Origin of the sequence: Roseovarius indicus (assembly GCF_008728195.1) — a bacterium.
In the GTDB taxonomy this organism is placed as follows: domain Bacteria; phylum Pseudomonadota; class Alphaproteobacteria; order Rhodobacterales; family Rhodobacteraceae; genus Roseovarius; species Roseovarius indicus.
Genome location: NZ_CP031601.1, coordinates 79,346 through 93,617, shown reverse-complemented (window position 1 = coordinate 93,617; position 14,272 = coordinate 79,346). Strand labels below are relative to the sequence as shown.

Below are 14,272 nucleotides of genomic sequence, written 5' to 3'. Positions count from 1 at the left end.
TCAAAATATCTTGTCGCCAATGTCCCGAGAGCGCGCAGCGTGGCAGGGTATTGGCGACCCAACTCATTCCGGAAACGCATGTTTGTTCCCTGCTCGACTTTTCATATTGCTGATTGCCCTGTTGCCCGGCCTTGCTTTCGCCGAAGCCATCCCGCGTGGCGGGCCCAATGACAATCGGGTGCGGCTGGCAACATATCAAGAAGGTCAGGTCTACCGGCTCAGCGTGTCGCTCACCCATGTGACCACGGTCGAGTTCGGGGAAGGCGAGAGCATCCGCTCGATCATTGCGGGCGACACGGAAGGCTTCGAGATCGACGGCGTACCCGGGGGTCAGGCCTTCGCGATCAAGCCGGTGGCGCGCGGGGTGCATACCAATGTGACCGTCTACACGAACAGGCGCAGTTATTACTTTAACGTCGAGGAGACCCGCAGTCCGACCTTTTACGTGGTCCAGTTCCGCTACCCCGAAGACAATACGCGGCCCACACGTGCCATCGCGGCCCAAGCGCCGAACTATAATTACGGTGCCAGCGCCCGGACCGAGTTCACCCCCACCCGTGTCTGGGATGACGGGACGTTTACGTATTTCGAATTTCCGCGGAACGCGCCGGTGCCTGCGATCTTCCGCTACGCCAATGGCCGTGAGCGCACGGTCAACACGCAAACCCCTGAAGACGGCGTGATCCGCGTCAGCGGCGTGAACCGACAATGGGTGCTGCGGATCGGGGAGGAGGTGGTCTGCATCGAGGCCACCCCACCTGCGGGGGTAGGCTCATGAGCGATACTGGAAACGCAGACCTCGAGAAACGCCTCGCTGCTCTAGAACAAGGCAAGGGCGCTGGTTCGCCCCCTGCCCCACGGCGCTCACCGCTGCTCGCTTTGGTCGTCGTCCTCGTGATCGGCGCGGGCGGTGCGTTGCTCTATCTCATGTCCCAACCCGAGGAAGAGGAAGTCCTTCCCACGGCCACGCCGGACGTGTTCCAGAACGAAGGCGACGGGTTCGGCGCCATCGAGACCTTGCCCCCGCCCGAGCCCGAGGTTGTGTTCGTCGCACCCGATCCGGTCGAGCCCAATGCTGAGCTTCTGGCACAGCTCGCAGCCCTTCAGGCCCAGATCGAGGAATTGCGCAACGCCCCTGAACCGGTCGTCGAGGAAGACACCGCCGCCGCAGAGGCGATCGACGCGCTGACCGCTCAAATCGCTGCGCTCCAAGCCGCCTCGGAAGCCGCACAGCAACGATTCCAGGACGAACTGACGGCGCGGGATCGCAGCCTTGAGCAACTCCGCATGGATCTGGAACTGGCCCAACTCGAGGCCAACCGCCCCCTCCCCGCACCCACCGGGCCCACCGAGGACGAGTTGCGCGCGCGGGAAGAAGAACGGCTGCGCCGCGAGGAAGAAGCACGACGGCTCGCGGAACTTGAACGCCGCGCTGCTGAGGAGCGCGCGTTTCAGGAGCGCCGCATCACCTCGCCCACCATCGCCTTTGGCGGCACGTCCGGTGCGAATGAGACGGCGCTGACCGAGCGCACCTTTGGCGAAGTGACGGATTTCGTTCTGAACGGCGCGCTGCCCACTTCGGTGACGCAAGCTGAGGTCATCGCCAACCCCTCCAACACGATCATCCAGGGCACGATGATCCAGGCCGTCATGGAAACCGCCCTCGACAGCTCTCTGCCCGGCCAGACCCGGGCCGTTGTTTCCGAAGACGTGTTCAGTTTCGACGGTTCTCGGCTCTTGATCCCGCGTGGATCCCGCCTCATCGGGCGCTATCGTTCGGGCGTTGATATCGCGCAGCGCCGGGTCACCATCGCCTGGGACCGGATCATTCTGCCCGACAACCAGACCATCCAGATCAGTTCTTTTGGGGGCGATGAATTGGGTCGCTCCGGCGTCACCGGCTTTGTCGACACGCGCTTTGACGAGCGCTTCGGCTCGGCCGCGCTGATTTCTCTGATCTCCGCCGCGCCAAGCGCCGCCGCGGCAAACGTGCAGGATGAGACCGCCGCGGACGTGCTGGAAGACGTGGGCGATGATCTGGCAGATGCCACGGACAGCGTGATCGGCGACTACCTCTCGATCGGCCCCGTCATCTACGTCGACCAGGGCGCGCGCGTCACGGTGATGGTCGACCGCGATCTGGAGATTTTCTGAGCCCATGTCGCTGAGCTATCTCGAAACCTCCCTCGACAGGATCGCCGCCGCCACCCGCGACGATGTCATCGAGATCTGCATAAATCCTGACGGAAGCTGCTGGGGAGAATTCCAGGGCGATCACTTCATGCGAAAGCTGGACCAGAGGCTGACCGCAACAGAAGTCAAAGACCTCGGCAACCAGATCGCCTCTTCCGCAAACACCACGATGAGTAAGGACCGCCCCATCGTCTCGGTTTCAATCACCTACAAGGGGCGACCGATCCGGGCGCAGGTCATCACTCCACCTGCAGTGCTAACCGCCATGTCGATCAGCCTTCGGTTCTTTTCAAGCCTGCCACTCGACGGGATCGCACTCGACTTTCTCTATGGCAAAGAACGCAAGCTCGAAGAACTGCGTCTCGAGAAGACGCGGGAACTGCGCGACGTTGTGGCCGCGGGCGTGATCGACGATGCGCTGGCCTTTTGCGTCGACAACAAGCTTAACATGATCGTCTCTGGCGGCACCTCCACCGGCAAGACCGTGGCTGCGCGCAAGATCCTCTCGCACGTGCCATCCGAGGAACGCATCGTCACCATCGAGGAAGCCGCCGAGCTTCTGCCGACCCAGCCCAATGCCGTGACCCTCATCGCCAATCGCGACGCGGAATTCCAGACCGCCGATGTGCTGCTCACCGCAACGTTGCGCATGCGCCCCGACCGGATCATCCTGGGCGAGGTGCGAGGCAAGGAGGCCATGACCTTCCTCGAGGCGATCAACACTGGCCATGGCGGCTCAATGACCACGCTGCACGCAGAAACCCCGCAACTTGCCGTGCAGCGTCTGGCCATCGCCGCACTCAAGACCGAGATCCCGATGACCTATGCCGACATGATCCAGTACATCGAGAACTCCATCGACGTAATCATCCAGGCCGGTCGCCATGATGGCAAACGCGGGATCACCGAATTCTACCTCCCCGGCAACAATGAGATCGGAGCTTCCCAATGAAAACCTTTGAATACGATATCCTGTCCTTTCCCATGACCCGCAAAACCAGTCTTGCCGACATGCAGGCCAGCCTAAATGTGAAGGGGGCCGAAGGCTGGGAGGTCGTGTCGATCAGCTCCTCGGAATTCGCCAACGTGGGACACACGGTCTTCTTGAAGCGCGAAACCACGGCCATCGGAGCAACGGCATGAAGCAGGCGCGGTGTCTCATTGCCCTGATCGCGATGGCCCTGAGCCTGACGGCCGCGCCCGCCTTCGCCGAGCGCAACCTGGTGCCGACACTTGAGCCCAGTTTCAACGTCTGTCCGGACCGCCCGGCGGAACCTACCTGGATGCAAGAAATCCCCCTGCGCCAGGCCTATCAGCGCGTATTGGTCCAGGACATCTACCGCGCCCAGAACCTTGAGCGGATCGTCGAGACCGGAAGCTGCGCCTGTGAAATCCGCTTCCCAGCTTGGGACGAGGCCGAGGCCACCTTCCGCGATCACCACCCCACCGCCGAACGGTGGGAAATGCTGCAAGCCTCGGATGTCTACAACCGCCGCGCCAACGACGCCCGTCTCGAGGCCAAAGCGATCTGCGAAGCCGCGGGCAACTGGTGAGGCACAACCCCGATGAGCGTCGTCACCTATTTCGTTGAAACCTCACAGGGCTACCTCGATACCGCCGCCGAAACCCAGTTCGGATCTGTCGCGGCGACGGTTGGCACGCTGCTGGTGCTGGGAACAACGCTGGTGGTGATCCTCGTCTTCCTGAACATGATCTACCAGTACAAGGCGATGGACGGGCGCACGGCTTTTTGGCTTGCAGTCAAGATCGGGCTCATCGGGATATTTGCGACCAATTGGGTTCAGTTCAACGCGCTGTCTTCCGCCATCCTTGCCGGGATCGACAGCATCGCCGGCGCACTTGTCGCTTCGGTCGGGGGCGGCAGCCCCGGGCCCTCCGGTACTTTCGCGGAAGAGTTCGATCGGCTGATCTCGGAACTCGGCGATTACCTGAACGCCGCCGGTTCCGAGCTGAACTGGATGGCCGGTGCCATGCTGGACATCGTCGGTGTGCTTCTGCTCTCGATCCTCGGCGGGCTGGCCGCCTTCATCTTGGTAGCCTCTCGGCTGATGATCGCGCTCCTGATCGGGATCGCCCCGGTGATGATTTTCCTGACGCTGTTCGAGGTGACCAAGGACTATTTCGCGCGCTGGCTGTCGGCGCTGATTTCCTTTGCGCTCTACCCCATTGTCGTCGCAGGCGTGTTCGCAACGATCACAGGGGTCTCCTCAGCCCTCATCGGCGAACTAGGCGACCCCGAAGGGGCCTCAAACATCGGTGCGCTCATCCCCTTCTTCATGATGGTGCTCATGGCCAAGGGATTCATCATCGCAACACCCTTCATCGTCCGCGCAATCTCCGGCAACATCATGATGCCCGCCCTCTCCGGCGGTCTCGGTGGCGGCTACAGCTTCACCCGTGCCGCAATGGGCAGCCAGCAGGCCTACAACCGCTACCTGATCGGTGGCGCCAGTGGTGCGGAATACGCAGCCCTCAGGGCTCGGCAGTTTTTTGGGGTACAGCAGATGCCTGTGCGACAAGGCATGGGACAGACGGGTCAGGCAAGCGGCGCAGGATCATCGGGGGTCGGGTCCCAGATGCTGACGCAACTGGCTAGGCTTGGAAGGTTGGGGCGACGGTGACGGGCTAATGAAAACAACCCTCCAAAAACCGCAAAGGTACTGCTGGTGAACTTCTACGGGCGGTTTTCATATCCAAAGCGTTGATTTTAGTAGACCAGGATAGCCGCCAAAAACGACTGTTTGCGACCTGAAGTTTATTAGAATCTTCTACGCCTTCGATAGCCACGCTGGGTGGGTTCTGCGAACTGAACCACTGGTAGCGGCCTCCCTTCACTAATCAACCTAGCGAACTCCACCTTTGGGAAGTCGAAGAGATAACGGCTTCTGCCTTGTGCGGCTGTCAGCAAGCATAGATTTTCGCCGCCAAAGTCAAATCCGACGATCTTGCCCAATGATCCCCATTCTTTGAGAAGCCGTGTTTCCTCGCAATAAACGGTGTAGATATCAACGCCGTCGAACCGTTCCGGATAGTTTTCTGACAACATACGTTCATATTGGATCAGATCAGTTGGGCGGCGGGTTCCATCGATAATCCAAATTACTTGACCGTAGAAATCTGTGCGCTTTCTTACCTCAGCCGACTTGATAGCAGAGTGCTGGAACTCGATCACAAGGCCATAGGGTGTTTTGATATCCGCAATATGAAGCTCGCCAGTTTCATCGCGAGCTGGCACCTCTTGCCAGTCGGTGAGAAACCGGTTCTTCCAGTCGCGATGCCACTCGGTTTCGTTTTCCCACCAATGATCACAATGGCGGCGGCCTTTGTGCGCCCAATGCCAGACCTTCTTGGTCCCGCATCGAGCTAGCATGGCGGCATTGCAGCCTGGGCAGTTGCCCAAGGCACCAGGCGTCGCCTCAACTCGTTGACCATTCAAAAGTGCAAAACGCATTCCGATCACGCCTAGTTCAAATCTGACTTTACGTTCTGGTACAACGTCACCAACTCGGCCATGCCCATGTCTAAGATTGGCTCATACATAAAGGAATTGAGATGTATATTCGCTGGCGTGATTAGATTAACGCGGCGTAGAAGGCCTATTTTTTCGGCTTCATTATTGAACAAGTCTTTGAATTTTTGAAAAATCTTCCCCGTCTGCTTATTCGAAACATCAAATTCTTCCTGCGCAGAACGGATCTTCGCGACCATGTATCGCTCGGCTCGCATTCTGATCGCGATTGACAGAGCGATCTTGTGCTCAAGATTGATGCCATCGGCAACTTTTTCACACTCATCGGCCGTGGCGAAAAGATGCTCAATAATTGGCTGCGTCAGATCAACATCAGGGAAAGTACACCCGCTCAAATGGCGTTCGAATACAGCCTTGTAGTCCTCAATGGTGAGGGCTTCAGTTTCATCTTTGTAGTGGAGCATCCTGGTAAGCTGAAGGTAGTCAGCATTAGGATTCCCATCGGCATCTTTTGGGCCAAGCGTGTACTCGATCAAATTACGTAAGAACGGGATATAGGCAATTAGAACGGACGGTTCCGCCAATCTGCCCTGCCACTTACGAAACGGACTCTGGATATCCGTCCGCTCGAATGGCTCAAACTTGATCCCATCATCAGATCGAAACGCCAGCCGACACTGATGTGCTGGACAGATATCTCTGTTTGAAACTGTTCGAAGGAAATCAAAGTTGTGAGTCAGGACGATGGCAAGGAAATTGGTGTCTTCGACCTTGGTTACATCCTCCAAGAAGTCGATGATCGCGAACTTGTTCTTGTAGTCAAACGAGTCAGAAATGTCGTCAAAGACAAAGAGGGTCTTGGTGCGGTTCTTCCATCGCACGAATACCTCATACATAATATCAAGTATGTACAGCGCGCGGCTTTCACCTGTGCTTAGCGCTCGGAGCAGTTCTTGCTTTTCGGATGAAGCATAACGCCTCTCATCACCTGCATCTTTGATGATAAAAGCAATCGAAGGAGCACTTCCTTTGAGGATCGCATCGGCCTTATTCTCAACGGAAAGTTCAAATGGCAGGTAGAGAAAGCGACGATTGAAATCTGCCACTACAGCATCCCAATCACCTCTGCTGCTGTCCGCGTCTGCGATGATTTCAGCGAGAGCACTTTGACCAGTTCGATACTCGGATACCAGCGCTTTGTACTCATCAAGTGCAGCCCGAAGATATTGCATCCAAAGGTCACGTTTCAGGCCTTTCGGTTCGTTTAGCATAGGCAGAAGGTGTTTATTATCTGTGATATAGTCTCGGAAAGCCTGCAGCTCCTTATTTTTGAGCTTTGAATTGAATGTGTCGAATTTCTTCGCCACCGCCTCATCGTTCAAGACGCGAAGCTTCTCCTCTTCGATGCGCTCGCGAAGAGATTGGTCCGATGAAACCTCTTCCTTCTGATCCGTGTTTTCATCCGCCAAGCTGATGCTATGTCCAGCGTTAAAAAAGTTGTTCGCTTCGAGTTGCTGCTGAACCTGGGCGACATTGTGATACTGAAAATCCCTTCGAAGGATTGGCGATTGTTCGGTTATCTCGTCATACTTTTGCGCAAAGTCCTCGACCGCAGCCGCCACATCTTCGCTGGCAAGGAATTGCTGAACTTTTGGGTCGTACAGGATTCTGTAGTCGGCTTTGCCGAGGTCCGATTGATGAAGTTCGTTGAGCTCGTCCTCAATCGCAGAAAGTGCCTCATAATAGCTGCCGCCGAACACATCCTCGATAATCGGGTCTAAGTTCTCCCGTGATCTCTCTCCAAACCCCGCAGCGTTCCTGAGAGCTTTGTCCAAAGCCTTTTTTGCTTCGCCAATCGACTGATGGATTTTTTCGTACTTCGTTCTGAGTTCGGCGTTCGCAAGAAGAGTGGACACCTGACTTGAAGAGAATTTGTCATCGTAGGATTTAACGACGAAAATTTCCTCTTTCTTAATGGCTTCGCCATTCAGGGTGATCTCACAAGTAGGTTCGCGATCCGGGAAGTGCAGGTCCTTCGGCGAATTGCCTTCCGAAAGGTCCATCATTGTCTTCGCAAACGATGTTTTCATAACACCGTTCGGAGCGTAGATCGCGTAGCCTTTGTGCTTAAACTCCAGCTCTGACTCAAGTTTTCCAATTCCATAACAATATCTTAGATTTATGTTCAGCTTATCGGCCACGACATTCTCCAAATGATCTCTGCGCCCCCAAAGGCCATTGCATTTGGCCCTAGCGGTTCAGAACGTGCAAGGAAACAACCTCTGCTTCCCACCGCTCATGCCTGAATGATCCTTTCAACCAACGTTGGAAGAATTTGAGGAACAAGCTTCGAACTGGCTGCATCCAACTCCAAGAGCGGCTTCGACAGGTACGGATGAAACTTCTCCGACACGAAGTTCCCTGCTCCCGCGAACAGATCGACAGGTTCGCCAGATCGAATATGCGTTAGTGCCGTTTGAAGATCGGGGGTTTCGTCCCCTGCCTCCACCAGCAGAAACCCGTCATGCTGTTCAACCAAGAACCCCTTACTTCTTAGTGCGAGCGCGAGAGTTGACGTCTTCACCGTTCCGACCCGCGTTGCGATGATCGATGTACGTTCGCCAAAACTGTAGATATTCTTGGTCCGGAACCCGAGTTGCTCATAGTGGGCGCGCGCTTCGTCTAGCATCTCTAGCGAAACGGCCTCCATGTAGGGTGGACTGATACCCCGCTCGAGCACACTGAACATTCGGTCTATCACCTTGTCATAAATGTCGCCTGCATCGCCGCCGAAGACTGGAGGCACACCAGCCTTCGCGGGTTTGACGATTATGACCTTTTCACGATCATGAATTTCTTGAACAACCCAACGCCGCCCGGAAAAAATCAACAGCATCCCCGGAGCAAGAACATTGTCGATCGGCAAGGTTCCAAGATCCCGCCCCTCTGCAACCAAACGGAATTCCTCAGGTGTCTGGAACACCGCATAGAAGCTGTAATGCTCGACCAGCTTCTCGCCTGTCGGGCCCAAGAGTAACAGCCCACTTCCGGCCTGTTCGATCAAACCGGTTTCAGGATGGCCAATCGCACGCAACACATCGGCGAACACCTCAGTCGTGACCCTTCGAAAAGGACCCTCGCGGCACAGTACATTGTAGACCACGCTTGCGGACGCACCGCCGCGCTGCGCGATAACCGACAGTATCTGATGAACGAGCGTCGAAAGATGAAGCGCTTGCGGTTTTGGCGGTTCGCACCAGCCTTCCAGCAACAGATCTATCATCGCGATAGACCTGATCAGGCCCAAGCGAAGTCGATCGACGAAACTGCTCTCCGGCGACAATTTGGCTTCGACGGCGTACTGTCGGAGTATAGCAGGTTGTCCTTCACGCCGGCCTGATCGCCCGAGCCGTTGCCGCAACGCTGCTACGCTAAACGGTGCCCCTATTTGAGCCACACAGGTCACATCACCGATGTCGATTCCAAGCTCGAGGGTCGACGTGCAAATCGCAGTCGTCGGCTTCGCAGGATCCTTGAGCCGCCGCTCCACGAAGTCACGGTGATCTCGGGAGAGGCTCGCGTGGTGGGGGTAAAATTCCTGCGGCAGGTGTTCTCGCTCGCAAAGCTCCCGCAACCGATCTGCGTAGATCTCCACCCGCTGGCGCGCTCCGGCGAAGACCAGGTTGTCGCTGCCTCGAAGGTGTTTGAAAAGATGGGCTGCTATGGCATCCGTTGCGGATGGACTGTTTCCATCTTCATCGCCTGAGAGGTAGCCGCGAAGCTGAAGCCTCAATTCAGCCTCGCCGCCATCTGCTTCGATCAGTTGGACAGAGCTTGCTGCGTCAGGGCGAAGATAGGCCTTGGCGAGGTCCATGTCGCCGAGAGTGGCTGACAGACCTATCCGACGGATTGGGCGCTTTGTCGCGAGCTCGAGCCTTGTGAGCAGTGAACGAAGCTGGACACCACGTTCGCTATCTAAAACCGTGTGCAATTCGTCGATCACGACTGCCCGCGTGGCCCCAAACAGGCGAGCGATTTCCAAACCACGACGAATGAAAAGTGCCTCAAGGGACTCTGGGGTTATCAGCAGGATCCCTTTTGGAGATTTCAACGCGCGCGTCTTGATCGATTGCGAGACATCCCCGTGCCAGGGAACAACCGGAAGCTCTGCTTCCTGGCAGATGCCCTCCAGCCGTATGGCCTGATCCGTGATCAAGGCTTTCAGCGGACCGATGTAGAGTAGATCGAAGCCGGTGCCGTCGCACGGCTCGTCAAGCACCTGTGAAATCAACGGCAGGAACGCCGCCTCCGTCTTTCCGCCCGCCGTTGAAGCCGCAACGATCAAATCGGCATTAGTTTCGCAGATCGTCCGGATGGATCGCGCCTGGATGTCGCGAAGTTCGCGCCATCCTTTCTGGCGTATCCATTTCTGCACAGGCCTCGCCAGTCTGTCGAACGCACTGCTCATCGACGTCAGAGCTTGAAGCTGATCAGGTCATCGTCACCGGGGTCTTGGGCACCAGTCGACTCGTCTACCTCGGTCATGTCTTCGCCAAGGTCTTCGGAGACTTCGATCTTTTCGATCAGATCACTCCATTCGACACCGGGGTTTTGCTCGAGCACGGAAAGCAAGTTCACGAATGCGGTCACCGTATTGCGCGGCGTGCGGAAGTAAGCTTCACCGATCCGGTCCGAGCAATGCGCCATGAAGGCCTCGAGCGCGTCGTCCGGCAGAGCAACGGCGTCGTCCTGCATGATCCGCCGGACATTGGCCAGAAGTACGAAAAGGTCTTCAGGGGTCAGGCTGGCGAGCCGGACAACCGGTCCTGAAAGATCGACCAATCCGTCTCGCGCGAAGGTGTTCTCGGCCAAACGTGATTGAAGGGCTTCGTAGCTGTAGAGCCCTCGACGGGTGTTCATCAGAAACTCCGGGGTCCCGCCCATGAGAAATCCGAGGTTCTCGGCACTGCCCTGCAGCACATCATTCAGGATCCGGAGTATCTGTTCGTAGTTTGCATTGCGGGCCTGCGACGATGTGAGCTTGTAGAGGTTCACCATCTCGTCAAGGCCGACCAGCAATCCTTTATATCCGGCCTCGCACACGAATGCCGACATCAGCTTCAGATGGTCATAGACACTGGAGTCGTCGATGATTGTTCGTACGCCAAGTACTTTGCGCGCGTCGGTGCGTGTCGCGAATTCACCGCGCAGCCACCTCAGGGCTGCGGATTTCAACTCGTCGTCACCGGTTTCATGGCCTTCCCAATATCGGCGGATGACTTCCGCGAACTCAAACCCTCCGGTAAGTTCTTCAAAGTGGCCAAGGCGTTCACGAATGACGGTCCCCGTAGGCAAATCCCGTTCTTCAGCATCTCGGTGAGCCTGGCTGACAAACCGTTCCACCACGCTGGCCAATGCCCCGCCATCGGGCTTTGTCCGCGTCGAGAGGTTTCGGGCCATCTCCGCATACAGCCCCCGAGCTTGTCCGCCGGTCGCGTGAATGCGGCGATCCGGCGCCAGATCCGCGAACATCACGACCAGGCCTTTCTCCAAGGCGACGAGGCGGATCAGGTTCATGAAGAACGTCTTGCCCGATCCGTATTCCCCGATGATGAACCTGATTGCCGATCCGCCATCGGATATCCGGTCCATGTCCTTAACGAGCTCTTCAATCTCCCGGACGCGGCCGACCTGAATATGGCGCAAACCTAGCTTGGGCACGACCCCGGCCCGAAGCGCCTGTACGATTGCATCGCGTTCACGTGGTTTCAACTTAGACATCCCTGCCCTCCGCACTCATCTTTTCTTTTACCGCCTCCGCAATCTCCGGGGACATGTCATATCCATCATACTCGTCGAGAAGCGCTTCATCGTAGGTCTCAAAAGCCCATTCATTCACAACTTCCAGTGCCCCGGACGCCATCAAGCCATGCGAGGCGCAGATCGTCTCGAACTCTGTGTCAGACCAATGCTCCCGAGTAACTAGTTCGAGGACAAGGGCGCCGTGTTTCGGGTCAAGCCCCGCCAGCTGGCTTTGGCTGGCGGGCCCAGACGCACCACTTTCTTCCTCTTCGACATCGAAAATCTGACCGAGGACGGACGACACGCGCTCAGTGTCCGAACGGATTGCTGCGATCCGCGACGCGTCGAGTTTGGGTCCGCTGGCTTTTTCAAGATCGGGTATCGCTTCGCCCGGGCGACCCGGTTGCGAGGCACGAACAGCGCGAGGACCATCCGCGACTTCGCCAGCATGCAGATCCGAGTAGGCAAGCGCAGGATCGAGGCCCAAAGCCTTGTAGATTTTCTCGATGCTTGCGACTTCGTCGGAGTGAATAATGCCATCGGCATGTGCTGCACCAACCAGTGCTGCCCGCATAGCGGCCTGGCTGTCTTGGCCCACATCCTTCAATTTGCGCCGCAGAAGCGTCATGTCCGGCGGCACGGCCAAGAACCATTCAAGGTTTGCACGCAGCCTGCGGCGTTCCTGATCGCTGAGGGCCGCGGCGGAAACCTGATCCTCCAGCGCCCTGCGCTCGGGCTCCGCGATGCGACCATCCGCATGGGCGACGAAGGACCCGAGCGCTAGTTCCATAAGAGCGTTTCGATAGCTTTCGGAAACTTCCTCCAGTCTTTCGATGGGTTCACCCAAGCTAAACAGCACAACAGGTTCCTCTGCCTTGGGTGATCGGAGTGCAAACCGAGGGTCAGGTGCGAGACCAAAACCCAGGCGCGCGAGCGCGTCGGCCGCTCCTGTCATCTGCCTTTTCGCGATCTTCTCGTTCGTTTCTCCCTCCAGCCGTCCGATGACCTCCTTGAGCGGCACCAATCCCCCTCGATCGACGACATCGCTTGCCCAGAATTTCAAGCGGTCCATTTCCTCAGATGGGAAGGCTTCCCAAAGTTCAGTGGGCATCAAAGCATGCGCTTCAACGCTTCCGCGACCTTCAGGATTTCGGCCCAGGAAGCGACTGAGCTTGTCGAGATCGTTCATCACCTCATCAGCCAGCTCCTGAGCAATCTCGATCGGTTTGCGCAGGCCGGAAATATCCGGGACAGGCTTGCCATCCAAGGTTGGGTTGGCGGACCCCTGAAACTCGCTGGAAGCGGCCCGATAGGACGCCGTGAGCTTCTTCCTAGGCTTGGTAACTTTTAGTCCGTCCGGAAATCGTTCATCAAATCGCATGCGGAAGAGGGCGATGAACTCGTCACGGCACCGCGTCGCAGGAGTTCTAAGATTGCCTTCGGGATGGCAGATGAACCAACTCAGCAACCAGTCCGCAGTCAGGTGCTCGCCTTTGTCGATCCGAACTCCAATTGCGTATTTGAGTGAGAACGGAAGTTCCCAGCCCTGCTTCTCGAAAATCGGTTCGATAGCGTCGAGGTCGGTTTCGGCAAGCATCGCAATGTCGAGGAACTCACCCAGATAGCGTCTGACCGAGTGGTTGTCAGGGTAAAGTGACTGCAGCCGCCGAACTTCTTGGACGATATCCTTGGCATCTTCGTCGGACTGATCGACGAAGAAGCGACGCTCCAGCCCGTAGAAGTACAGGAACATGTAGCCGGGGTTATAGGAGGCGTCGCTTCGCCCACTTGCCAACCACTCCAAGTAGGTTGCCCGACACTGGGGTGAGATATCCGAGTATCCGGGCCAATACGGCATGCCATCGCCAGCCTTGTCCCTGCCCGAGCGCGCGACCGACAGGGATGGATCGATATAGGCTCGGCATTTGTCACGATACCCGTAGGAGTTCAGCAAGGGAGGCGTGCCAACATAGACCATGCCGCCGATGCTGCGGCCCGCGACGCTAGCTGTTTCGCTAGAAGGGACCCACCCGCTTTTCTTTGTTCGGGACAACCTGCTCGATGCAACTCGCCCAGATTGTTTTCTTTCAGCGGCTGCCGCAAGAGCTGGTGCCGCAGACTTTCCGGCCCGAACGATCTCGGCGTAGTCCTGCTTCGGTGGAGAAAAGGCATGAGTCGCAGCCGATGCCTTGGAAACACTAGCTTCGCGAGTTCGTTCGCGTTCACGCCCGACACGTTTATTATACGCATTTGGAGGCACTACCGGCGCTGAATTCGATTTTGGTGTTTCCGAACTCTTTGCGCCGCCATTTGTAGCGGCAATTTTTCTAGATCGCCGCCTTTCTTGCCACCAAACCAAAACGATGGGCGCTCCCAATGCAAAAAGAACTTGGCTGCCGTCCGACCAAGACTGCAATCCAAGTGTAACAATTACCAAAGCAGCAAAGAAATAAATCGCTAGAAAAAATGTAACTCGAAAAACCTTCCATACAAAACTCATCAATAAAATCTCCAAACTGGCCAGTTCGATCTCTAGAGAACGGCGCCCACATCTCAACCTCTAGGCGATTTTTCTCTGCTCGAACAATCGAATCCCCAGTGGGGGTGCACATTTCAGCAGTTTTCGAAGAGGTCAGGCGTGTTCGTGTCACGAACTCGGCTCAAACCTTCGCCAACATGCAAACATGGGTGCTTTATCCTATACAATCCCTTCGCGCCCTCAAAATGAGCGCTGCCACCATTGGGCATATGGACCGTGACCACGTCTGCACCGCATATGGGGCACTG

11 protein-coding genes are annotated in these 14,272 nt (G+C 56.9%); 6 read left to right on the top strand and 5 right to left on the bottom strand.

All coding sequences use genetic code 11. The features are described 5' to 3' along the window. The first annotated feature begins 82 nt into the window (after positions 1 to 82). From RIdsm_RS29635 to RIdsm_RS29610, 6 genes are read left to right on the top strand one after another with little or no spacing between them, the layout of a single operon-like run. Positions 83 to 778 carry a TrbG/VirB9 family P-type conjugative transfer protein gene (locus RIdsm_RS29635; RefSeq protein ID WP_074940739.1) on the top strand — a complete coding sequence of 232 codons (696 nt, stop codon included), beginning with the start codon at positions 83 to 85 and terminating at the stop codon, positions 776 to 778. After that, complete coding sequence (locus RIdsm_RS29630) at positions 775 to 2,154, top strand: TraB/TrbI/VirB10 family type IV secretion system protein (RefSeq protein WP_057821935.1); 1,380 nt, start codon at positions 775 to 777, stop codon at positions 2,152 to 2,154. Before RIdsm_RS29635 ends, RIdsm_RS29630 begins: the two co-directional genes overlap by 4 nt. A gap of 4 nt (positions 2,155 to 2,158) precedes the next feature. Beyond that, positions 2,159 to 3,145: an ATPase, T2SS/T4P/T4SS family gene (locus RIdsm_RS29625; RefSeq protein ID WP_057821933.1), complete on the top strand. Its 987-nt coding sequence runs from the start codon at positions 2,159 to 2,161 to the stop codon at positions 3,143 to 3,145. Next, positions 3,142 to 3,336, top strand: coding sequence for a hypothetical protein (locus tag RIdsm_RS29620; protein ID WP_057821931.1), 195 nt, complete (start codon positions 3,142 to 3,144; stop codon positions 3,334 to 3,336). The genes RIdsm_RS29625 and RIdsm_RS29620 overlap by 4 nt, the downstream gene beginning before the upstream one ends. Next, positions 3,333 to 3,746 (top strand): hypothetical protein, encoded by a 414-nt coding sequence (locus RIdsm_RS29615; protein WP_057821929.1) that lies wholly within the window; start codon positions 3,333 to 3,335, stop codon positions 3,744 to 3,746. Before RIdsm_RS29620 ends, RIdsm_RS29615 begins: the two co-directional genes overlap by 4 nt. A 12-nt stretch (positions 3,747 to 3,758) precedes the next feature. Continuing rightward, entirely contained in the window at positions 3,759 to 4,835 is a 1,077-nt protein-coding gene (locus RIdsm_RS29610) for a TrbL/VirB6 family protein (RefSeq protein ID WP_057821927.1), read from the top strand. Between the two features lie 137 nt (positions 4,836 to 4,972). Here RIdsm_RS29610 and RIdsm_RS29605 read toward each other — a convergent pair whose 3' ends face one another. The 5 genes from RIdsm_RS29605 to RIdsm_RS29585 all read right to left on the bottom strand — a co-directional run bounded on the left by RIdsm_RS29605 (position 4,973) and on the right by RIdsm_RS29585 (position 13,985). Further along, entirely contained in the window at positions 4,973 to 5,665 is a 693-nt protein-coding gene (locus RIdsm_RS29605; protein ID WP_082647578.1) for a competence protein CoiA, read from the bottom strand. 11 nt (positions 5,666 to 5,676) lie between these two features. Beyond that, a complete protein-coding gene (locus RIdsm_RS29600) occupies positions 5,677 to 7,884 on the bottom strand; it encodes a hypothetical protein (RefSeq protein WP_057821923.1) in 2,208 nt (735 codons plus the stop codon). Between the two features lie 95 nt (positions 7,885 to 7,979). Beyond that, complete coding sequence (locus RIdsm_RS29595; RefSeq protein ID WP_057821921.1) at positions 7,980 to 10,151, bottom strand: DEAD/DEAH box helicase; 2,172 nt, start codon at positions 10,149 to 10,151, stop codon at positions 7,980 to 7,982. Positions 10,152 to 10,156: 5 nt separating this feature from the next. Further along, positions 10,157 to 11,464: an ATP-binding protein gene (locus RIdsm_RS29590; protein ID WP_073037478.1), complete on the bottom strand. Its 1,308-nt coding sequence runs from the start codon at positions 11,462 to 11,464 to the stop codon at positions 10,157 to 10,159. Then, positions 11,457 to 13,985: a tellurite resistance TerB family protein gene (locus RIdsm_RS29585; protein WP_073037480.1), complete on the bottom strand. Its 2,529-nt coding sequence runs from the start codon at positions 13,983 to 13,985 to the stop codon at positions 11,457 to 11,459. The genes RIdsm_RS29590 and RIdsm_RS29585 overlap by 8 nt, the downstream gene beginning before the upstream one ends. Positions 13,986 to 14,272 lie beyond the last annotated feature (287 nt).